Here is a 21,308-nt window from a genome sequence, read left to right on the forward strand (position 1 = left end):
GCCCCGGGGACGCCCTCGACTGTCGTAGCCGCGGGTTAGTCTCCGGGCGTGAAGGTAGAGGCCTCCGTCGAGCAGCTCGTCTTCGTCGACGACGACCACTACACCGTGGCCCGGATGAGCTCCGACGACGCCGGCTCCTTCGTCGCCGCGGGCCGGCCGCTGGCCGGGATCCAGCCGGGGGAGCGGCTCCAGCTCGCCGGCGCGTGGGAGTCGCACCCGCGCTTCGGCCGCCGCCTGGCCGTCAAGCAGTGCGAGCGCGTCGCGCCGTCCACCGTCCGCGCCATCACCCTCTACCTGGGCTCCGGCCTGATCCGCGGCGTCGGCCCGCGCCTGGCCCACGCCATCGTCAGCCACTTCGGCGAGCAGACGCTCAAGGTCATCGACACCGAGCCCGAGCGGCTGCGCGAGGTCGTCAACATCGGCGCGATCCGCCAGGCGCAGATCGTCGAGGCGTGGGCCGAGCAGAAGGCCGTGGCCGAGCTCATGGTCGCCCTCCAGGGGTTCGGCGTCAGCCCGCTGCTCGCCGCCAAGCTCTACCAGGCGTACGGGCACGACGCCCTCCAGGTGCTGACCAAGGACCCCTACCAGCTCGTCGGCCGGGTGCGCGGCATCGCCTTCCACACGGCCGACCGCATCGCGCTGCGCTCCGGCGTGCCCGAGAGCAGCCCGGCGCGGCTGCGGGCGGCGGTCCTCGACCGGCTGGAGGCGGCGGCCGCGGGCGGCGGCCACTGCTTCCTGTCGCTGCACGCGCTGGTCACCCAGGTGGTGGCGCTGGTCGAGCAGGACGAGCGGCCGGTCAGAAGGGCCGTCGACGCGCTCAGCGCCGAGCGGCGCGTCGTCGTCGAGCCGTCGCCGTCCGACCCGGGCCGGCTCGTCGTCTACGGCAAGCAGGAGCACAGCCGCGAGGTGGCGCTGGCCGGCCACCTGGCCAGGCTGCTGCGGGCCCGCTCGACGCTGCGGATGCGCCCCTACTCCGAGGACGAGCGGCTGCACGAGGACCAGCGCGCCGCCGTCAACCTGGTGCTGACCAGCACCGTCTCCGTGCTGACCGGCGGGCCGGGCTGCGGCAAGAGCCACACCGTGGCGGCGATCGCCTCGACCGTGCGGGCGATGGGCGGCTCGGTGACGCTGTGCGCGCCGACCGGCAAGGCCGCCAAACGGCTGTCGGAGCTGACCGGGCTGCCCGCGATGACCGTGCACCGGCTGCTGTCCGCCCGCGCCGAGCCCGACGACGGCGCGCTGTTCGCCGACGACCCCGCGCAGGCCGACCTGATCGTGGTGGACGAGGCGTCGATGCTCGACCTGCACCTGGCCACCCGGCTGGCCGCCGCCGTGCCGTCGGGCAGCCACCTGCTGTTCGTCGGCGACAGCGACCAGCTGCCCAGCATCGGCCCCGGCAGGGTGCTGGCCGACCTGCTCGGCGTGCCGGAGGTGCCGCGCGTGCGGCTCACCCACGTGTTCCGGCAGGCCCACGACAGCGGCATCGTCCGGGCCGCCCACCGCATCCGCGCCGGCGAGCTGCCCGACCTGCCCGGCGGGGGCGGCTTCTGGTTCGAGGAGCTGGACGACCCGGTCAAGGTGGCCGATCGGGTCATCGAGCTGGCCACCGAGGCGATCCCCCGCAAGCAGGGCGTCGAGCCCGGCCAGGTGCAGGTGCTGTGCCCGATGCGCCGGGGCGAGACCGGCGCCACCGAGCTCGGCCGCCGCCTCCAGGACCGGCTCAACCCGGCCCGCGAGGGCGTCGCCGAACACTGGGCGGGCCCGTCGGTCTTCCGGCCCGGCGACCGGGTGATGCCCATCCGCAACAACTACGACAAGGGCGTCTTCAACGGCGAGACCGCCACCGTGACCGCCGTCGACCCGCGCGAACGGCTCGTCGAGCTGCGCACCGACGACGGCCGCGCCGTCCCCTACACCTTCGACGAGCTCGACGAGCTCACCCACGCCTACGCGATCAGCGTCCACCGGGCCCAGGGCAGCGAATACCCGTTCGTGGTGGCGCCGGTGGTGGCCGAGGCGGGCGGCGTCATGCTCCGCCGCAACCTGCTCTACACGCTGGTCACGCGGGCCAAGGCGTGGGTGGTGCTGGTCGGCGGGCGCGACGCGCTGGAGCTGGCCGTGCACCGGCTGGGCGGGCGGCGCAACACCGCCCTGTCCCACCGGCTGGCGCTCCAGCTCGCCGCGCCGTGACCGTCAGACGCTGGGGCGGGTCGACTCCGCGTCGTGCGTCATGCCGTCGATGCGCGCCAGCACCGCCGTCACGTCCACGACGCCCGGCCGGTGCGGGCGGCGGCGCTGCCACGGGCGCGGCCCCGCCTGCGGCCTGTACTCGACGCCGAGCGCGTCCAGCCTGCCCAGGTGCGCCTCCAGCCGCTCGGTGAAGCCCTCGCCGCCGCCCCAGGCGACGTCGGCCAGCGCGCACGTACGGGGCCACAGCCGGTAGTCGAGCACCCGGCCGTCGGGCACCCGCTCGCTCCAGAGCTGCGCCTGCACGCCGATGACGCGCGCCCGCTCCTCCTCCGCCCACTCGGCCGGCGCCGGCTCGAACGCGGCCACGTCCGCGACCGTGATCGTCTCGCCGATCGCCATCGGCTCCTCCGCCGAGGCGGCCTCCGCGTAGTCGAAGTACAGCGGGAACACCGGTGTGGCCACCACGTCGTGGCCCGCGGCGGCGGCGCGGCGGCCGACGTTCATGCCGCGCCACGGCATCACCACCGTGTCCTGGCGCAGCCGCCCGCTGACGAACGCCTCGTCCCACACCACGGCCCGCGCCCCGCGCTCGGCCAGCGCGTCGGCGAGCTGCCGCAGGAACCACGCCTGAAGGTCGTTGGCGCCCGCCAGGCCCAGCGACTCGCCGTAGGCGGTGATCTCCGCCGAGGCGGCCCACTGGTCGAGCACCACCTCGTCGCCGCCGATGTGCACGTACGGCGTCTCGCCGAGCGCGCCGAGCAGCTCGTCGAAGATCGTCGTCAGGAACTCGACCGTCGGCGGCAGCGGCGACAGGATCGCGGGGGAGATGCCCCACCGGTCCAGCACCTCGTGCGGCTCGCCGGTCGCGCCGAGCTGCGGGTAGGCCGCCAGGATCGCCGAGGCGTGCCCCGGCACGTCGATCTCCGGCACGATCGTGACCGCCCTGGAGCGCGCGTACGCGGCCAGCTCCGCCAGGTCGGCCAGCGTGTAGTAGCCGCCGTGCGGGATGTCGTCGTACGCCTCGGGCTCGCGGTAGAAGTGGGTCGCGGTGCGCGGCCGGTGCGAGGCGACCTCGTGCAGCAGGGGATAGGCCCGGCTCTCCACCCGCCAGCCCTGGTCGTCGGCCAGGTGCAGGTGCAGCCGGTTCAGCTTGTGCACGGCCATCAGGTCCAGCAGCCGCATGACCTCCCGCTTGGGGAAGAAGTGCCGGGCCACGTCCAGGTGCAGGCCGCGCCAGGCGAACCGGGGCGCGTCCTCGATCCGCACGCCGGGCACGTTCCACGCCTGGCCGGCGCCGAACCGGTAGGCGTCGGCGGGCAGGAGCTGGCGCAGCGACTGGGCGGCGTAGAAGGCCCCCTCCCGGCCGCCCGCGGCGATCTCGACGCCGCGCGAGCCGACCGACAGCCGGTACGCCTCGGCGCCCAGCGCGGGGTCGAGCCGGGTGGCGACGGCGCCGTCGTCACCGGGCAGCAGGTCCAGTCCGGGTAGCGCGGTCCGTACGGGCTCGATCAGCGGGCCGGAGACGGTGGCCCCGGCGGTGAGCTCATAGGAGCCGGAGAGCGGGTTGTGCAGCGATGGGCGAGGAATCATGTAGTGAGATAGTGCTGCAAACCGTTGGCCAAAGCCAGGGCGATGCGCTGGCGGAACTGGGCGTCACGGAATTTGGCCGCCTCGGCCGCGTTGCGCATGTTGCCGCACTCGACGAAGATCTTCGGCACCGTCGACAGGTTGAGCCCGCCCAGGTCGTTGCGGTAGTCGAGGGCCTTGTCGCCGATGTAGGTGGAGTAGGGCAGCCCGGTGCCCTTGCGGAAGGCGTCACGCACGGCCACGCCCAGGTCGGACGACTGCTTGACCACCGGGTCCACCGGGCCGTTGATCTTCTTCGGCATGATCACGTGGAAGCCGTGGTTGGCCGGGGCGGAGCCGTCGGCGTGCACCGAGATCGCGGCGTCGGCCTTGCTGCGGTTGCCGATGGCGGCCCGCTCGGTGATGCACGGCCCGACGCCGGTGTTGCTGGAGCGGGTGAGCTTGACCGTGGCGCCGCGGTTCTTGAGGATCTTGGTGAGCCGCTTGGAGACGTCCCAGGTGAAGGCCGCCTCCGAATAGCCGTCGTTGGTGGCGGTGCCCGTCGTGTCGCACGCCTTCCACTGGGTCAGCACGTTGACCTTGCGGTTGATCGCCTTCGGGTTGCGCGCGTTGCCGCCGTTGTGGCCGGGGTCGATGACGACCGTCTTGCCCTCCAGCGGCTTGGGCGCCGGGGCCCGCTCGGCGGGGGCGGGCGTGCCGGACTCGTCCGTGACGACGGCCGGGGTGCGTGCCTGGGAGCCCGCCTGCGTGGCGGCCGGGGCGGCGGCCTGACCGGCGGCGGTCCCGCCGGAACCGGCGCCGCCGCACGCGGAGATGAGCAGGCCGCAGACGGCCAGGACGGAGGCGGGTAGAGCGCGCATGGGCTCCAACTTACGTGAAACCCGCCCCCGGGGAGCCGCGAAACGCCTCACCAGACGTGTTCGCCGACCTCCTGCCGCTGCAGCAGGGCGGCCAGCTCCCGCGCGTCCTCGGCGTCCAGGCCGAGCACGACGCGGGGGCGGCCCCACGGGTGGTCGAGGGAGTGTGCGACGTAGCTGGCCACGGATTCCGCGCCGACGTCCGTCCCCCGCCCGCGCCCGGCCCGCCACTGCGCCCAGGCGCGTTCGAGCTCGGCCGCCGCGCGCTGGGCGCAGGACACCAGTTCCGGATCACGCATGACTGTTCCCCCCGGATCAGATCGTGGCCGGACCGAATCCGGCCACAATTAGCATGACCCTGACGAGTAAACAGCCGGGGGGCGCGGTCACGGGGCGTGTTGACCCAGCTTTGGCCCGCTATTGGGCCGGACCCGTGCTGCGGCGCACGATCAGCTCGGGCGTGATTTCGCGCAACCGGGCGCCCTTGCCCGGCTCGGAGATGCGGTCGCTCAGCAGCGTGGCGGCCGACCGGCCCATGGCGCGGCGCGGCTGGTCCACCGAGGTGAGCGAGACGTGGTTCGAGGCCGACAGGTGGGTGTTGTCGTAGCCGACCACGGAGAGGTCTTCGGGGACGCGCAGGCCCAGCTCGGTGGCGGCGGAGAGCACGCCGAGCGCGAGCACGTCGTTGGCGGCGAAGATCGCCGTGGGCCTGGGGTCCCGGGTCAGGAGGGCGATGGCGGCGTCGTGGCCGCCGTTCTCGGTCGACTCCGCGGCTTCGACCATGATGTACGGGGCGAGGGAGTGCCTGCGCATGGCCACGAGGTAGCCCTCGCAGCGGGAGGGCCGCGGGCCCTCGATGTGCGCGATGCGCTTGTGCCCGGCCTCGACCAGGTGGTCGATGGCCAGCCGGGCGCCGAGCCGGTCGTCGTCGACGACGATGTCGACGCCTTCGAGCTCGATGTCACGTTCCCCGACGACGACCGTCGGGGTGTAGGAGGTCGCCTCGATCAGGGTGGCGCTGGTCGGCGGGATGCCCAGGAGGACCAGCCCGTCGACCCGCAGCTCCAGGAAGGCCTCCACGGCCTCGTCCTCGAAGGCGGGATCCCACTGGCTGTTGCCGATCAGCATGCGTAACCCGTCGCCGTGCAGGCTCTCCTGCAGGCCGTCGAGGAACTCGGCGTAGAAGGGATTGTGCAGGTCGGCGACGAGCGCGCCGACGAGGTGAGTACGGCCTTCGACCAGGCTGCGGGCGACCGCGTTCGGCCGGTAGCCGAGCTCGCGGGCGGCCTGGAGCACTGCCTGGCGCCGGTGCTCGCTCACGTGCGGGGATCCGCGCAGCACGAGGGAGACCAGCGATTTCGAGACGCCGGCTCGTTCGGCGACGTTGCGGATGGTGGGCCTGGGCCGGGGCAGCGTATCTACCTCTCTCATGTCGGTGATGGTCGGAGTCTTGACGGGCGGTCCTGACATGTGTCTCCCCCGCGATGCGAAGTTGGGCACCTGTACCACCAAACGATCGAGTTCGCCGCAGGGTACGGCCTTGTCGCCAACGACCCGATCTCCACTGGTCAGGGCTCGGATACTGTGCAGGGGTGACACCCGAGACGGCGCGTCCGCCCCGGCGCAGGCTGAGCGTCGACCGGCGGCGCGAGGAGCTCATGGCGGCGGCTCTGGAGCTGTTCGGCGCCCGGGACGCGGAGGACGTCACGATCGACGACGTGGCCTCGGCGGCCGGGGCGTCGCGGGCGCTGGTCTATCACTACTTCGGCGGCAAGCAGGAGCTCTATGTGGCGGCGCTGAGAAGCGCGGCCGGCCAGCTGGAGGCGCGGCTGCGGGAGGCGCGGCCGCGCGCGCATGACGGCGCCGGTCTGCTCGGCGATCTGGCCTCGGGGCTCGGGCGCTACTTCGACTTCGTGGAAGAGCACGCGGCGGGGTTCGCGGCGCTGCTGCGCGGCGGGCCGGCCAACCGGACCGGCGAGGTCGGGGAGATCGTCGACGGGGTCCGGCAGCGGCTCTACAGGCTCGTCCAGCGGCAGATGCGCGTCGAGGAGCCGACCCCGGTGCTGCGGGCGACGCTGCGCTCGTGGATCGCCTCGGTGGAGACGGCGGGGCTCGACTGGCTGGAGCACCGCGACATCGAGCGGGCCACGCTCGAACGCATGCTCGTCGAGCAGATGGTGGCGTTGCTCGGCGTCGCCGCCCGGCACGACCCCGACGCGCGCCGGCTGCTGGAGCAGCACGGCTGACCGGTGGAGAAATGGCGCCGGGCGGGCGGCGCCAGCTCCCACGTGCGACGTCGTATCGTCACAGGGGTGGACCGGGTCGTGCGGACCTGGCCCACCGTTCAACCCCCCTGAGGTTCGTAACTACTCCGAACGCTGCTGCGGAATCCCCGCGAGCAGTGCGCGGACCTCGGTCTCCCGGTAACGCCGGTGACCGCCGAGGGTGCGAATCGACGTCAACTTGCCCGCCTTGGCCCACCTGGTAACGGTCTTGGGGTCGACCCTGAACATGGTCGCGACCTCGGCGGGCGTGAGCAGCGGCTCGGCCTCGGGTGTACGAGCTGACATTTGTGCGGCCTCTCCTCCGTGTGGACCGGCTTAGCGCGATCCTGTGACTGCCTTTGCGCGTGTCACGGATGTCCCCCTATGGCGCAGAGCGTGCGGCTTTTCTGAGCCATATGCGGCATCACCCGATGTGACCATACCGCCACGCAGAGCGATTGGCGAGCCCTTCTTTGACCCAACTGCCCGCCCCCATGGCGATGTCACGCTCGGTGATTCTAGCGACACGTTTCGTGGTATCGCAGTGAAAACGGCAAACTACTCAGTTCGCAGAAGAGAGCAGCCGCGAGTCGTGACCTACTCATGCAGGTCAGAGCGTCGTATTGGGGTTCAGTTGGCAGATTCCAGAAGTTGCATTGACTTCCAGCGAAGGATGACCCTCTGGTACATGGCATAGGCAAGTTCTTCTTGACCCGTGTCCAGACCCGTCAAAGCGGCCGAAAGCTCCGCAACCGACTGGTCCGCCTGGAGGGCGTCGTCGTCCATCAGATGCACCAGGCCGCCGTAGTCGAGCTCGACCAGCGAGTGCGGATGGAACTCCTCCAGCCACCGCGCCACGTCCTCCACGTCGAAGTTGGGCGAGGTCTCGCCCAGATGGCGGCGCAGCACCTGCAGCGCCCGCGCCGCCCGCCTCCTGGCCTGCGCCATGGACGTCACGTAGATGAGGTTGCGCCCCGTCGTGGTGGTCACGTCCTGCCCGGGCGTGGAGGAGCCGAGCACCAGCCAGCGCTCGTTCCCGTCGAAAGGCACGAACCATGACGGCGGCACGTGCCACGCCGTGGTGCGGATGTGGGTGCGCAGCGCCGACGAGCCGCCGGCGCGCTTGTAGCGGTCGAAGTCGTCGGCCGTCTGGTCGGCGATCGTCTTGGAGACGATGCGGTCCATCAGCTTGGCCGGAGTGCTCCCGCGCAGCTTCGAGAAGGCCAGCCAGGAGCGCAGCCGGGTCTGCCAGGGGCACACGTACAGCCGGTCCTCCACGCGCCGCAGGTAGGCGTTGGGGCTCTCCTGCGAGGGGACCAGCTCGGGAGGGGCGCCGAGCAGCCGCCTGACGGCCTCGCCGTGCTCGGCCTGGAGCGCGTTGGCGCGGCGCGGGCGGTCGTTGGAGTCGGCATAGTCGGCCCAGACCTTGCGCTCAGACTCGGCGAACGCGGTCAGCGGCTCATAGACGCGGAGGTAGGCGGCATAGGGCAGCACGCACGCATCGTGTCATGAAGCCGTCGGCGCTCGCACTGTGGCGCCCATTACGCTGGTAGGCGATCTCCGCCGCGACGGGGCGGCGGACCGGACAGGGAGTCACTACCGTGACCGACGTCTTCGGCACGTCCCACAAGGACGTCCACGAGCAGGTCGTCTTCTGCGCCGACGAGCAGAGCGGCCTGCGTGCCATCATCGCCATCCACAACACCCAGCTCGGCCCCGCCCTCGGCGGCACCAGGTTCTACCCGTACGAGAGCGAGCAGGCCGCGCTCGCCGACGTGCTGAACCTGGCCAAGGGCATGGCCTACAAGAACGCGCTGGCGGGGCTCGACCTCGGCGGCGGCAAGGCCGTCATCATCGGCGACCCGGCCCGTGACAAGAGCGAGGCGCTGCTGCGCGCCTACGGCCGCTTCGTCGAGACGCTCGGCGGGCGCTACATCACCGCCTGCGACGTCGGCACCTACAGCGAGGACATGGACGTCGTGGCCCGCGAGTCGCGCCACGTGACCGGCCGCACCCTCGCCAACGGCGGTGCCGGCGACTCCTCCATCCTCACCTCCTACGGCGTCTTCCAGGGCATGCGCGCCTCGGCCGAGCGCGTCTTCGGCACGCCGTCGCTGCGCGGCAGGCGCGTCGGCGTCGAGGGCGTCGGCAAGGTCGGCCACCGCCTGGTCGACCTGCTCCGCGAGGACGGCGCCGACGTGGTGATCTGCGACGTCAGCGAGCAGGCCGTCGAGCGGGTGCGGCAGCGCCACCCGGAGGTCGACGTGGTGGCCGACGCGCAGGCCCTCACCGAGGCCGACATCGACGTGTTCGCGCCGTGCGCGCTGGGCGGCGCGCTCGACGACGCCACGGTGGCCAGGCTGCGCGCCAGGATCGTCTGCGGCGCCGCCAACAACCAGCTCGCCCACTCCGGCGTGGAGAAGCAGCTCGACGAGCGCGGCATCCTGTACGCGCCCGACTACGTGGTCAACTCGGGCGGCGTCATCCAGGTGGCCGACGAGATCTCGGGCTTCGACATGGAGCGGGCCAGGGCCAAGGCCGCCCAGATCTACGACACGACTCTGAAGATCTTCGGGATCGCCGCGGACGAGGGCGTTCCTCCGGCGGTCGCAGCGGATAGGCTGGCTGAACGTAGAATGTCGGAAGTCGGGCGCATTAGGGGCATTTGGCTGGGCCGCTGACGCCCCGCGCCCATACGACGTACCGAGCTGGGCACAAAACAGGTACGGTAATAGGCGAACGATAGGCTGACGCCCAAAGTCAGGGCGGCGTCAGTGTGTGGTGCGTTAGCGACGAGGGGTCGGGGACGACCCCACACGAGGGGGTCGAGCCAATGGGGCGCGGCCGAGCAAAGGCCAAGCAGGTCAAGGTTGCTCGCCAGCTGAAGTACAACAGCGGTGGCACGGATCTTGACCGACTTCGCGACGAACTCGGGGTCGGTGACCCCGGCCGCAACGACGACGCCGACGACCTCAACGACGAGCTGGCGGATCGCTATGCCGATTACGCCGACGGCTACGGTGCCGGAGACGACGACGATGATCGTCCCTCCGGCCGTCGATAGCCGTTCCTCCGCGTGACGTGGGTTCGCGTTCCGGCGCGGACCCACCGCTCAACGAGCGTCGGGCCCCACGGGTGACCGTGGGGCTTTGTCGTGCGTGCCCATAACGTGTCGACGGCGCCACGTACCATTAGGGCATGGACGTGCTGACAGGCGAGCCGCTGGCGCTGGACCTGGTCAACACGCGGGCCCGCACGCCCGCGGGCGACGTGGACTTCCTCGGCACCGCCGACGGCCTCGGCGTCTGGCTGGCCCGCCAGTCCGACCGGCTGACCGGCCTCCCGCAGCCGCTCACGGCCGACGGCCTCGCCGCGGTGCACCGGCTCCGCGCGCACGTCGAAGCGGCCGTCACTGCCGTCGTCGCAGGCCAGGCGCCGCCCGCCGCAGCCGTCGCCGCGCTGAACGAGGCGGCCCGCGCCGCCCCCACCCACCTGTTCCTGGGCGGCTCCGGCGTGGAGACCCGCCGCGACGCCGCGCCGCTCGACCGGCTGCTCGCCGAGCTCGCCGAAGCCGCCATCACGCTGCTCGGCACGCCCGGAGCGAGCAGGATCAGGTCCTGCGAGGCCCCGGGCTGCCGGATGCTGTTCCTTCCCGCACACCCGCGACGCCGCTGGTGCTCGCCCGAGCTGTGCGGCAACCGGGTCCGGGTGGCCCGCCACTACGAGCGGGCCAGGAGCGGTCAGGCGTAGGCCGCCCGGCCCGAGCCGGGCACGATCTCGCCCATCACCCACGCGGGCAGGCCCCGCCCGGCCAGCAGGCGGATCGCCGCGTCGGCGTCGTCGGCCGCCACGATCGCCGCCATGCCGACGCCCAGGTTGAAGGTGCGGTCGAGATCCTTCTGCGCGATGCCGCCGTGACCGGCCAGCACCTCGAAGATCGCCGGCGGGGTCCAGGAGGAACGGTCCAGCCGGGCGTCGAGATGCTCCGGCAGCGAGCGCGACAGGTTGCCCTCGACGCCGCCGCCCGTGATGTGCGAATAGGCGTGCACGTCGACCGTGCGGGCCAGCTCCAGGCAGTCGAGAGAGTAGATGCGCGTCGGCTCCAGCAGCTCCTCGCCCAGCGGCCGGCCCAGCTCGGGCAGCTCGCTGTCGAGCGTCAGCGCGGAGTTGGCGATCACGTGGCGGACCAGCGAATAGCCGTTGGAGTGGACGCCCGACGACGCCAGCCCCAGCACCACGTCACCCTCGCGGACCCGGGCCGGGCCCAGCATCCGGTCCGCCTCCACCACGCCCGTGCCCGCGCCCGCCAGGTCGTACTCGTCCGGGCCCATCGCGCCGGGGTGCTCGGCCGTCTCGCCGCCCACCAGCGCCGCCCCGGCCAGCCGGCAGCCCTCGGCGACGCCGCCGACGATCTCCGCCACCCGCTCCGGCAGCACCTTGCCGCACGCGATGTAGTCGGTCATGAACAGCGGCTCGGCCCCGCACACCACCAGGTCGTCCAGCACCATGCCGACCAGGTCGATGCCGATCGTGTCGTGCTTGCCGTACTGCTGGGCGAGCATCACCTTCGTGCCGACCCCGTCGGTGGACGTGGCCAGCAGCGGCCGCTTGTAACGCAGCAGCGCCGAGGCGTCGAACAGCCCGGCGAACCCGCTCGCGTCGTCGACCACCTCCGGCCGCCGCGACCGCGCCACCTTGTCCTTCATCAGCGTGACAGCGCGCTCACCGGCCTCGATGTCGACCCCGGCCGCCTCGTACGTGCTCATGCCTTGCTCTCCAACACGAACTTGCCCACGTTGTCCTGGTCGATGGGGATGGGGTAGGAGCCGTCGAAACAGGCCCGGCACAGCCGCTCCGCCGGGATCGTCGTCGCCTCGGTCAGCCCTTCGAGCGAGATGTAGCCCAGCGAGTCGGCGCCCAGCGAGGCGCGGATCTCCTCGACCGACAGCGAGCCCGCGATCAGCTCCGCCCGCGTGGCGAAGTCGATGCCGTAGAAGCACGGCCACGCCACCGGCGGCGACGAGATCCGCACGTGCACCTCACGGGCGCCCGCCTCGCGCAGCATCCGCACGATCGCCCGCTGCGTGTTGCCGCGCACGATCGAGTCGTCCACCACGACCAGCCGCTTGCCCTCGACGACCTCGCGCAGCGGGTTGAGCTTCAGCCTGATGCCGAGCTGGCGGATCGTCTGCGACGGCTGGATGAAGGTCCGGCCCACGTACGAGTTCTTCACCAGGCCCTGGCCGTACGGGATGCCGCTTTCCTCGGCGTAGCCCACGGCCGCCGGGGTGCCCGACTCGGGCGTGGGGATCACCAGGTCGGCCTCCACCGGGTGCTCGCGGGCCAGCACGCGGCCCACCTCCACCCGGGTGACCTGCACGCCGCGGCCCGCGATCGTCGTGTCGGGGCGGGCCAGGTAGACGTACTCGAACAGGCAGCCCTTGGGCTCGGCCAGCGCGAACCGGCGCGACCTGACCCCGCGCTCGTCGATCGTCAGCAGCTCGCCCGGCTCGATCTCGCGGGTGAACGTGGCGCCCACGATGTCGAGCGCCGCGGTCTCCGAGGCGACCACCCAGCCGCGCTCCAGCCTGCCCAGCACCAGCGGGCGGATGCCCTGCGGGTCACGGGCCGCGTACAGCGTCTTCTCGTCCATGAACACCAGCGAGTAGGCGCCCTTGACCTGCGGCAGCAGCTCGGCGGCCGAATCCTCGATGGAACGGCTGCGATCCTGCGCCAGCAGCGTGGTCAGGACCTCGGTGTCGGTCGTCGCCCGCGTGGCGCCCGGCTCCAGCCGCTCGGCCAGCTCCGGGGTGTTGATCAGGTTGCCGTTGTGGGCCAGCGCGAGACCGCCCACCTCGGTCGAGCTCAGCGTCGGCTGCGCGTTCTCCCACACGCTGGAGCCCGTCGTGGAGTAGCGGCAGTGACCCACCGCGATGTGGCCGCGCAGCGTGCCCAGCACCGACTCGTCGAAGACCTGGGCCACCAGGCCCATGTCCTTGTAGACGAGGATGCGGCTGCCCTCGCTGACCGCGATGCCCGCGGACTCCTGGCCGCGGTGCTGCAACGCGTACAGCCCGTAGTAGGTGAGTTTGGAAACTTCCTCGCCTGGCGCCCAGACGCCGAAGACACCACAGGCATCCTTCGGAGCGCGGTCTTGGGGGTCCAGGTCATGGCCGAGCCGGCCGTCGCCCTTCAGCACATGCTTCAGTCTAGGTTGCGGCCTTCCGTGCTCGCACACCCGGGTTGTTTGAGCCAAGGATGACCCCTGTCTTACCGTGTCGGATGGTTTCGAAGGGCGCTCCCGCGAAAAGGTGAAGTATCCGGCATTCGACTCGTCGGGGGAGACGCAGACGTGACCACACCTGGGGACCCGAACCAGCCTCGCCCGCGCGAGAACCGTCCCGGCCCGGACGAGCCCGCCCACGAGCCTCCCGTCCAGGAGCCCGGTCAGACGGCCGCGCACGCCTGGTGGGCCGAGGGCGCCGCCGAGGAGCCCGCCCCTGACCGGCCCGCCCGCGAGCGGGGGGAGTCCGCCGGGCCGGGCCGGTCCGGTCGCGAGCAGGGGGAGCCGTCCGCGTCGGAGCCGTCCGGGACGGAGTCGTCCGCGTCGGAGCCGCCCGGGACGGAGCCGTCCGGGACGGAGGAGCCCGGCGAGGGGCCCAGGGAGGGGCCCGGGGAAGGGGAGGAGCCGATCGCCCCGGCGCCGCCCGTGGTCCCCCAGCCCGGCACGCCCGCCCCGCCGCAACCCGGCCCCGGCCCCGAACCCCGGCCCGGCCCTGAGCCGCGTCCTGGCCCAGAGCCCGGCCCCGGCCCAGAGCCGCGGCCCGGTCCCGAGCCCCGGCATCCCGATCTGCCCACGGCGCCCGAGACGCCGCCGCCCGCGACGGCCCCCGACGAGGCGGACGCGGAGCGCACGGCGGTGTTCGGCACGCCCGACTGGAACCGTTCCGGCGACACGCAGTCCTACCCGATGCCCGGCTCCACCCCGTCGTACCCCGGCTGGGAAGGCGCCGCCTCGGACGACGAGCCCGGCCCCTCGGGGCCCCGCACCCCGTCCCGCTACGACCCGGCCCCCACGGACCGCCCGTCCTTCGAGCCGCCGACCCCCGAGGCACAGGACGACACCACAGCCCAGGGCGCCCCGTACAGCCCGCTGGCCCCTCAAGGAGAGACCCCCCAGGGACACGAGACCGGCGCCGCGCACCCGTACGGGACAGGGGCCGCGCAGGAGGGCCCCACGTACGGGACAGGCGCCTCCCAGCCGGAGGGCGCCCCCTACGGTGAGGGCGCGCCGCACGGGGAGGGGCGGGAGCCCGCGGTCCCGGGGACGGCGCCGTCGAGTCCGTACGGGGGAGCGCCGGGGGCGGGCCCGGTGTACGGGTCGCCGCCCGGCGGGGCCTACACGCCGCCGCCCGGCGGGGCGGGGCAGTACCCCCCGGACTGGCGGCCGCCGGGTCAGCCGGGCAGCGGGCTGGCGACGGCGTCGCTGGTGCTGGGCGTGGCGAGCCCGTTCCTGGTGTTCGTCTGCTTCATCGGCCTGCTGACGGCGATCCTGTCGATCGTGTTCGGCATCGTGGCGCTGACCAAGCGGGTGGGGAAGGGCCGGGCGATCACCGGCATCGTGCTGAGCGTCGTGGCGCTGGTGCTGTTCGCGGGGGTGGCGATCTGGTTCTGGAACGTGGTGCAGGAGTGCGCCCAGCTCCCGGGCGGGCTGGCCGACCGGTGCTTCGAGGCGCGAATCCCGTGGATGGGCAGCACGCCGTCCTGACGACGCCGACGTAGCCTTCCGGCGCGTTATAGCGGCAAATATCCGGACAGGTCGGCTCGGGATCCGCTGGCCGCCACCGCCCCCTTCCCCATGGCCTCCTCCCACGTCATCCGCCCCACCGCCAGCTCGATCCACGTGCGCGCGTCCATCTCGACCACGTTCGGCGGCGTCCCCCGCGTGTGGCGCGGCCCCTCGATCGCCTGTACGGCCGCGTACGGCGGCACGCGCACCTCGACGGTGCGCCCGGGCGCGGCGGTCACCAGCCGGTCCAGCAGATGGCGTACGGCCTGCCGCGCGGCGTCGCGCTCGGGCCGCACCCCGCGGTCGTAGGCGGTGAGCACGGCGGTGACGAGGGCGTCGGCCAGCGCGCCGGCGGGCCCGTCGTAAGCCGGTTGGTCGAGGGCGACGAGCTGGGCGTCGAGTGCCTCGCGGAGTTTCGCTGGATCGAGTTTGCGTGGTGGCACGCCACCATTGTGCTCCCTGGAAGCGTTCACCGCGCCGGAGGGCCTCGTTCACCTGCGGTTTCTCCGGTGACCGTAATGTCCGGCTCGAACGATTGCGCACTACCTTGGAGGACCCTGTGGCGAATCTCTCGCCGCGCCGGCTGCTGCCGCTGCTTTCCACCCCGCACAAGGGTGGCCGATCCGCGATGACCTGCCAGTTCCGGTGCGGCAACGCGTGCGCGCATGACGTGGCCAACACGAGCGGCAACCCGTACTTCGGCGAGGTGGTCGAGCAGGCGCTGTCGCGTCGTGGCGCGCTGCGCGCCGGCGCGCTGGGCGTGCTGGTGGCGGGGGCCGGGCTGGCCGGGGCCGCGCCGGCGTTCGCCGACCCGGGCAGGCCGGAGGCGGCCGGTCACCGGGGCGGCGGCCTGGACTTCACGCCCGTTCCTCCGAACACCGACGACAAGCTGACCGTGCCCGACGGCTACCGGTCCTCGGTCGTGGTGCGCTGGGGCGACCCGGTGCTGCCGGACGCGCCCGCGTTCGACTTCGCCAACCAGACGGCCGACGCGCAGGCCAAGCAGTTCGGCTACAACTGCGACTTCGTCACCCTCTTCCCGATGGGCCGCGACCGTGGCCTGCTCTGGGTGAACCACGAGTACAGCGACGAGAACCTGATGTTCCGCGGCTACACCGGCGGCGCCGCCGCGACCGAGGAGCAGATCAAGATCGCGCTGGCCGCGCACGGCGGCTCGGTGGTCGAGGTGGAGCGCGAGCACCGCAGCGGCGAGTGGAAGCTGGTGACCCGGGGCCGCCGCCGCTACAACCGGCGGATCACCGCGACGACGCCGATGCGCTTCACCGGCCCGGCCGCCGGCAGCGACCTGCTGAAGACCGCGGCCGACCCGGCCGGACTCAAGCCGCTGGGCATGCTGAACAACTGCGCCGGCGGCACCACCCCGTGGGACACGGTGCTGACCGCCGAGGAGAACTTCGACCAGTACTTCGTCAACGGCGACAAGGTCCCCGCCGAGCAGAAGCCGTACGTCCAGCGCTACACGCTCACCACGGGCACGCCGGCCGACAACCGCCGCTTCGACCGGGTCGAGGAGCGGTTCGACCTGGCCAAGCACCCGAACGAGGCCAACCGGTTCGGGTGGATCGTGGAGATCGACCCGTTCGACCCGGACGCGACGCCGATCAAGCGGACCGCGCTGGGCCGTTTCAAGCACGAGGCCGCCACGACGACGCTGGCCAAGGACGGCCGCCTGGTCGTCTACATGGGTGACGACTCCCGGTTCGAGTACGTCTACAAGTTCGTCTCGAAGGAGCGCTACCGCCGGGGCAACGACCGGCACAACCGGAGCCTGCTGGACGAGGGCACGCTCTACGTGGCGCGGTTCACCGGCGACAGCCCGGCGGAGGAGATCGACGGCTCGGGCAAGCTGCCGTCCGACGGCGCCTTCGACGGCGCCGGCGAGTGGATCCCGCTGGTCACCGGCAACGAGTCGCACGTCGAGGGCATGACCGCGGCCGAGGTGCTGGTCTACACGCGCGTGGCGGCCGACAAGGTGGGGGCCACGAAGATGGACCGCCCCGAGGACGTGGAGCGCAACCCGGTCACCGGCGCCGTCTACGTCGCGCTGACCAACAACACCAACCGCACCCCGGCGCAGGCCGACGAGGCCAACCCGCGCTCGAACAACAAGCACGGCCACGTGCTGGAGCTGGTCGAGCGGCGCGGTGACGCGGCGGAGACGACGTTCGCCTGGTCGGTGCCGCTGGTCTGCGGCGACCCGAACGACTCCGGCACCTACTTCGCCGGGTTCGACAAGACCAAGGTGTCGCCGATCTCCTGCCCGGACAACCTGGCCTTCGACCGTGACGGCAACCTGTGGATCTCCACGGACGGCAACAAGCTCGGCAGCCACGACGGCCTGTTCGTCATGCCGGTGCGCGGCCGGGACCGGGGTCACGTGCGGCAGTTCCTCACGGTGCCGGTCGGCGCGGAGACCTGCGGCCCTATGATCACCGAGGACCAGCGCAGCGTGTTCGTCGCGGTGCAGCATCCGGGCGAGGTCGACGGCGCGAGCCCGGACAAGCCCGCCAGCCGCTGGCCCGACGGCGACCAGCCGCGCCCGGCCGTCGCGGTGGTGTGGCACGCCAGGAACAAGAAGATCGGCAGTTGACGTCAAGTGAACTTGAGGTTCTAGGCTCCTCTCCATGAGCATGGAGATGACGGCCTGGCACCAGGTGTACTCGCTGAACAACCGCCCGGAGCGTCGCCAGATATCGAAGGCGACGCTCCGTCGCGTCTGGGGGTTCGCCCGGCCGCATCGCCGTAGGATCACGTTCTTCCTGGCGCTGAGCGTGGTGATGGCGGCCCTGGCGGTGGCCCCGCCGGTGCTGGCGGGCCGGGTGCTGGACGCGATCGGCGCGGGCGAGCCGATGAGCGTGGTGCTCGGGCTGGCTGGCCTGATCGCGGGCCTGGCGGTGGCCGAGGCCGGGCTCGGGCTGCTGACCCGCTGGCTGTCGTCGGGGCTGGGCGAGAACCTGATCCTGGACCTGCGCACGGCCGTCTTCGACCACGTGCAGAAGATGCCGATCGCGTTCTTCACCAGGACGCGCACCGGCGCCCTGGTCAGCCGGCTCAACAACGACGTGATCGGCGCGCAGCGGGCGTTCACCGACACGCTGTCCAGCGTGGCCGGCAACGTGGTGACGCTGGTGCTGGCGCTGACCGTGATGATCGGCATCTCCTGGCAGATCACGCTGCTGGCGTTGCTGCTGCTGCCGGTGTTCGTGCTGCCCGCGCGCCGGATGGGCGTGCGGATCGCCCGGCTGCGCCGCGAGGCCGCCGACCACAACGCGGCGATGGGCACCCAGATGACCGAGCGGTTCTCGGCGCCGGGCGCGACGCTGGTCAAGCTGTTCGGCCGGCCGCGTGCCGAGTCGGCCGAGTTCGCCGCCAGGGCCAGGCGGGTGCGCGACATCGGGGTGCGCACGGCCATGACGCAGTCGGTGTTCGTCACCGCGCTGACGCTGGTCTCCGCGCTGGCGCTGGCCCTGGTGTACGGGCTCGGCGGCTTCTACGCGCTGCGCGACCAGCTCGACCCGGGCTCGGTCGTGGCGCTGGCGCTGCTGATCACTCGCCTCTACTCGCCGCTGACCGCGCTGGCCAGCGCCCGGGTGGACGTGATGAGCGCGCTGGTCAGCTTCGAGCGCGTCTTCGAGGTGCTCGACCTCGAACCGCTCATCAAGGACCGGCCCGGCGCCGGCCAGGTGCCCGACGGGCCGGTCGGGGTCGAGTTCGACAACGTGCGCTTCGCCTACCCGTCGGCCGACAAGGTGTCGCTGGCCTCCCTGGAGGAGGTGGCCGCGCTCGACAGCCGGGGCGGCGTCGAGGTGCTGCACGGCGTCTCGTTCCGGGCCGAGCCGGGCCAGATGGTCGCCCTGGTGGGCTCGTCGGGCGCGGGCAAGTCCACCATCGCCCAGCTCCTGCCCCGCCTGTACGACGTGGACGAGGGCGCGGTGCGGATCGGCGGCGTGGACGTGCGTGACCTGACGGCCGACTCCATCCGCGACACGCTCGGCATGGTCACCCAGGACGGGCACCTGTTCCACGACTCGATCCGGGCCAACCTGCTGCTCGCCCGCCCCGAGGCGGACGAGGAGGAGCTGTGGGAGGTGCTGCGCCGGGCCAGGCTCGCCACGCTGATCGAGTCGCTGCCCGACGGCCTCGACACGGTGGTGGGCGAACGCGGCTACCGGCTGTCGGGCGGCGAGCGCCAGCGGCTGACGATCGCCCGCCTGCTGCTCGCCAGGCCCCGCGTGGTCATCCTGGACGAGGCCACGGCCGCGCTCGACTCCACCTCCGAGGCCGCCGTGCAGGAGGCGCTGGCCGAGGCGCTCGACGGGCGGACCGCCGTGGTGATCGCGCACCGGTTGTCCACGATCCGCGCCGCCGACGTCATCCTGGTGATCGAGGACGGCCGGGTCGCCGAGCGCGGCACGCACGCCGAGCTGCTGGCCGCCGGGGGCCGCTACGAGGAGCTCTACCGCACTCAGTTCGCCGACCCGGCCATCGCCGCCGCCTGAGGCTCCCCGGTCGTACGGTCCGCGCGCAGCGTGCGGAGCGCGACCGGGATGCCCGCCAGCACCACGACGGCCGCGATCACCAGCGTGAACCGGTAGGCGTCGAGGAAGGCGACGAGCGGCGGCCCGTCGCCCGCCGCCTGCCGGGAGGTCAGGATCGCGCCCAGCACGGTGATGCCGAGCAGCCCGAACACCTCCCTCGACACGTTGAGCACCCCGGACGCCACCCCGGACCGGCCGGTGGGCATCCCGCTGAGCACGGCCGCGGTCAGGGGCACCAGCAGGCCGCCGCCGAGCCCGTACAGGACGAACCACGGCAGCACGTCCGCGTAGCCGCCGTCGGCGCCGACGCCGGAGATCAGGTAGATCGCGGCCGCCATCAGCGCCAGCCCGAGCGCCACGGTCCTGCCCATGCCCAGCGCCGCGCCGATCCGCTGCGACAGCACCGCGACGACGCCCATGACCAGCGCCATCGGCACGAACGCGGCCCCGGCCTCGGTCGGGCTGAAGCCGAGCACGTTCTGCAGCCAGAGCGCGCTGAAGAAGTAGATGCCGAACACGCCGAACGACCAGATGCCGCTGGTGATCACGCCGCCGGTGAACCGCCTGGCCCGGAAGAGCGACAGGTCGATCATCGGCTCCGCCGCCCGCGCCTCGACCAGCAGGAACGCCACCGCCGCCACCGCCGTGACGGCGAACGCGGTGAGGATCTCCGGCGAGGTCCAGCCGGCCGCCTCGCCCTCGATGAGCGCGTAGGTCAGCGCGAACAGCGCGATCGCGGAGGTGACCAGGCCCGGCAGGTCGAGGCTGTGCCGTACCCGGGTGAAGGCCGGCCGCACCGCCCACAGCGCCAGCCCGAGCGTGGCGACGCCGATCGGCACGTTGATCAGGTAGATCCAGCCCCAGTGCCAGTTCTCGCTGATGAAGCCGCCGGTCACCGGGCCGAGGGCCATGGACAGCGCCCCGGCCGCGCTCCAGATGCCGACCGCGCGGCCGCGCTCGGTCCCGTCGGGGAAGATCTGCGTGATCAGTGAGAGCGCGGTCGGGGTGAGCAGGGCCGCGCCGACGCCCTGCACCGCGCGGGCGGCGATCAGCGAGCCGCCGTCGGTGGCGAGCCCGGCGGCCAGCGAGGCCAGCGTGAAGACGCCGAGCCCGGCGGCGAACACCCGGCGCGCCCCGAACACGTCGGCCAGCCTGCCCCCGGCCAGCATCAGCCCGGCGAACACCAGGATGTAGCCGCTGACGATCCACTCCAGCCCGGCGAGCGTCAGCCCGAGCTCCCGCTGGATCGTCGGCAGGGCGACGTTGCCCACGTTGTTGTCCAGATACGTCATGAACGTGCCGAGCGTCACCGCGCCCAGCGCCCACCATCTGCGCTCCACGAATCCTCCTATACGACGTACTTGTACGACGTATAGGGAAACTCGTACGACGTATAGTTGTCAACCGTGATGGGAAAACTCACCGCGGACGCGATCGTCGAGCGGGCCCTGCGGATCGGCGACGCCGAAGGGCTCGACGCCGTGACCATCAGGCGGCTCGCGACCGACCTCGGTGTCACGCCGATGGCCCTCTACTGGCACTTCAAGAACAAGGACCGGCTCCTGGAGGGCATGGCCGACCACCTCGTCGCCGGGTTCGCCCCCGCGCGCGGCGACGAGCGGCCGTGGCAGCAGCGGCTGCGCGACGTCCTGACCGGCCTGGTCCGCGTGCTGCGCACCCACCCGTGCGCCAAGAGCGTGCTGGAGCAGGTCGACCAGAGCGCGGTGCCGAGCTTCCTGGCCGTGTGGGACGACGCGCTCGGCCTGGCCAGGTCCGCCGGGTTCTCCATGGAGGAGAGCTGCCTGATCTCCAAATACCTGCTGCAGAGCGCCATCTCCATCGCCGACGCCCCGGTGCACTTCACCGCGAGCAACACCCCGGAGGAGGTCGCCGAGCTGATCCGGGTCAAGCGCCTCGGCCTGCAGTCGCTGCCCGCCGCGACCTACCCGAACCTGGTGGAGATGGCCGGCCCCCTCGTCCAGCCCGACCCCGAGCTCTACGACACGTTCGGCGTCGACCTCGTCCTCGCGGGCATAGAAGCCCTGGCGGCCAGGCGCTAGGG

Annotated in this window: 19 protein-coding genes; 9 read left to right on the forward strand and 10 right to left on the reverse strand. The window is 72.3% G+C overall.

Features of this window, described 5'->3' with window-relative positions:
* Positions 1-48 precede the first annotated feature (48 nt).
* The gene (recD2, locus tag ACWDXC_RS40110) at positions 49-2,190 is read left to right on the forward strand and encodes an SF1B family DNA helicase RecD2 (protein WP_449991375.1); all 2,142 of its coding nucleotides are present in this window, start codon (positions 49-51) and stop codon (positions 2,188-2,190) included.
* Positions 2,191-2,193: 3 nt separating this feature from the next.
* Here the strand turns inward: recD2 and ACWDXC_RS40115 are convergent, their stop codons facing one another.
* The 4 genes from ACWDXC_RS40115 to ACWDXC_RS40130 form a co-directional block, all read right to left on the reverse strand.
* Positions 2,194-3,780: a beta-N-acetylhexosaminidase gene (locus tag ACWDXC_RS40115; RefSeq protein WP_449991378.1), complete on the reverse strand. Its 1,587-nt coding sequence runs from the start codon at positions 3,778-3,780 to the stop codon at positions 2,194-2,196.
* Positions 3,777-4,637, reverse strand: coding sequence for an N-acetylmuramoyl-L-alanine amidase (locus ACWDXC_RS40120; protein WP_449991381.1), 861 nt, complete (start codon positions 4,635-4,637; stop codon positions 3,777-3,779). The genes ACWDXC_RS40115 and ACWDXC_RS40120 overlap by 4 nt, the downstream gene beginning before the upstream one ends.
* Positions 4,638-4,684: 47 nt before the next feature.
* Positions 4,685-4,933 (reverse strand): hypothetical protein, encoded by a 249-nt coding sequence (locus tag ACWDXC_RS40125; RefSeq protein ID WP_049572779.1) that lies wholly within the window; start codon positions 4,931-4,933, stop codon positions 4,685-4,687.
* Between the two features lie 118 nt (positions 4,934-5,051).
* A complete protein-coding gene (locus ACWDXC_RS40130) occupies positions 5,052-6,065 on the reverse strand; it encodes a LacI family DNA-binding transcriptional regulator (protein ID WP_219506537.1) in 1,014 nt (337 codons plus the stop codon).
* A gap of 161 nt (positions 6,066-6,226) precedes the next feature.
* Between ACWDXC_RS40130 and ACWDXC_RS40135 the strand changes: the two genes are divergently transcribed.
* Positions 6,227-6,880, forward strand: a complete 654-nt coding sequence (locus ACWDXC_RS40135; RefSeq protein ID WP_449991385.1) for a TetR/AcrR family transcriptional regulator — start codon at positions 6,227-6,229, stop codon at positions 6,878-6,880.
* Between the two features lie 120 nt (positions 6,881-7,000).
* Here the strand turns inward: ACWDXC_RS40135 and bldC are convergent, their stop codons facing one another.
* Together bldC and ACWDXC_RS40145 are read right to left on the reverse strand one after the other, a co-directional pair.
* On the reverse strand, positions 7,001-7,204 hold the full coding sequence (gene bldC, locus ACWDXC_RS40140) for a developmental transcriptional regulator BldC (RefSeq protein WP_013133571.1): 204 nt from the start codon (positions 7,202-7,204) through the stop codon (positions 7,001-7,003).
* Positions 7,205-7,528: 324 nt separating this feature from the next.
* Complete coding sequence (locus ACWDXC_RS40145) at positions 7,529-8,392, reverse strand: hypothetical protein (RefSeq protein ID WP_449991388.1); 864 nt, start codon at positions 8,390-8,392, stop codon at positions 7,529-7,531.
* 107 nt (positions 8,393-8,499) lie between these two features.
* Here ACWDXC_RS40145 and ACWDXC_RS40150 point away from each other — a divergent pair, with 107 nt between their 5' ends.
* The 3 genes from ACWDXC_RS40150 (at position 8,500) to ACWDXC_RS40160 (ending at position 10,648) form a co-directional block, all read left to right on the forward strand.
* Positions 8,500-9,579, forward strand: a complete 1,080-nt coding sequence (locus ACWDXC_RS40150) for a Leu/Phe/Val dehydrogenase (protein ID WP_219506535.1) — start codon at positions 8,500-8,502, stop codon at positions 9,577-9,579.
* A gap of 152 nt (positions 9,580-9,731) precedes the next feature.
* Positions 9,732-9,962 (forward strand): DUF3073 domain-containing protein, encoded by a 231-nt coding sequence (locus ACWDXC_RS40155; protein ID WP_219506533.1) that lies wholly within the window; start codon positions 9,732-9,734, stop codon positions 9,960-9,962.
* Positions 9,963-10,096: 134 nt separating this feature from the next.
* Positions 10,097-10,648, forward strand: a complete 552-nt coding sequence (locus tag ACWDXC_RS40160) for a CGNR zinc finger domain-containing protein (RefSeq protein WP_449991392.1) — start codon at positions 10,097-10,099, stop codon at positions 10,646-10,648.
* Here the strand turns inward: ACWDXC_RS40160 and purM are convergent.
* Together purM and purF are read right to left on the reverse strand one after the other, a co-directional pair.
* Positions 10,639-11,664 (reverse strand): phosphoribosylformylglycinamidine cyclo-ligase, encoded by a 1,026-nt coding sequence (gene purM / locus ACWDXC_RS40165; RefSeq protein ID WP_364171930.1) that lies wholly within the window; start codon positions 11,662-11,664, stop codon positions 10,639-10,641. The genes ACWDXC_RS40160 and purM overlap by 10 nt on opposite strands.
* Complete coding sequence (gene purF, locus ACWDXC_RS40170) at positions 11,661-13,097, reverse strand: amidophosphoribosyltransferase (protein WP_219506526.1); 1,437 nt, start codon at positions 13,095-13,097, stop codon at positions 11,661-11,663. Before purF ends, purM begins: the two co-directional genes overlap by 4 nt.
* A gap of 153 nt (positions 13,098-13,250) precedes the next feature.
* Between purF and ACWDXC_RS40175 the strand changes: the two genes are divergently transcribed.
* Positions 13,251-14,666, forward strand: coding sequence for a hypothetical protein (locus ACWDXC_RS40175; protein ID WP_449991395.1), 1,416 nt, complete (start codon positions 13,251-13,253; stop codon positions 14,664-14,666).
* A gap of 26 nt (positions 14,667-14,692) precedes the next feature.
* On the opposite strand, the gene ACWDXC_RS40180 is transcribed toward ACWDXC_RS40175, so the two are convergent.
* Complete coding sequence (locus ACWDXC_RS40180) at positions 14,693-15,130, reverse strand: sterol carrier family protein (RefSeq protein ID WP_449991398.1); 438 nt, start codon at positions 15,128-15,130, stop codon at positions 14,693-14,695.
* A gap of 116 nt (positions 15,131-15,246) precedes the next feature.
* Between ACWDXC_RS40180 and ACWDXC_RS40185 the strand changes: the two genes are divergently transcribed.
* Both ACWDXC_RS40185 and ACWDXC_RS40190 read left to right on the forward strand, forming a co-directional pair.
* Positions 15,247-17,298, forward strand: coding sequence for a PhoX family protein (locus tag ACWDXC_RS40185; protein WP_449991400.1), 2,052 nt, complete (start codon positions 15,247-15,249; stop codon positions 17,296-17,298).
* Positions 17,299-17,332: 34 nt separating this feature from the next.
* Positions 17,333-19,207: an ABC transporter ATP-binding protein gene (locus ACWDXC_RS40190; protein WP_449991402.1), complete on the forward strand. Its 1,875-nt coding sequence runs from the start codon at positions 17,333-17,335 to the stop codon at positions 19,205-19,207.
* Here ACWDXC_RS40190 and ACWDXC_RS40195 read toward each other — a convergent pair.
* The gene (locus ACWDXC_RS40195) at positions 19,174-20,586 is read right to left on the reverse strand and encodes a DHA2 family efflux MFS transporter permease subunit (protein WP_449991405.1); all 1,413 of its coding nucleotides are present in this window, start codon (positions 20,584-20,586) and stop codon (positions 19,174-19,176) included. The genes ACWDXC_RS40190 and ACWDXC_RS40195 overlap by 34 nt on opposite strands.
* 69 nt (positions 20,587-20,655) lie before the next feature.
* On the opposite strand from ACWDXC_RS40195, the gene ACWDXC_RS40200 reads away from it, so the two are divergent.
* Positions 20,656-21,306, forward strand: coding sequence for a TetR/AcrR family transcriptional regulator (locus tag ACWDXC_RS40200; protein WP_449991467.1), 651 nt, complete (start codon positions 20,656-20,658; stop codon positions 21,304-21,306).
* The last annotated feature ends 2 nt before the right edge of the window (positions 21,307-21,308 follow it).

The organism is Nonomuraea sp. NPDC003214, assembly GCF_053590035.1.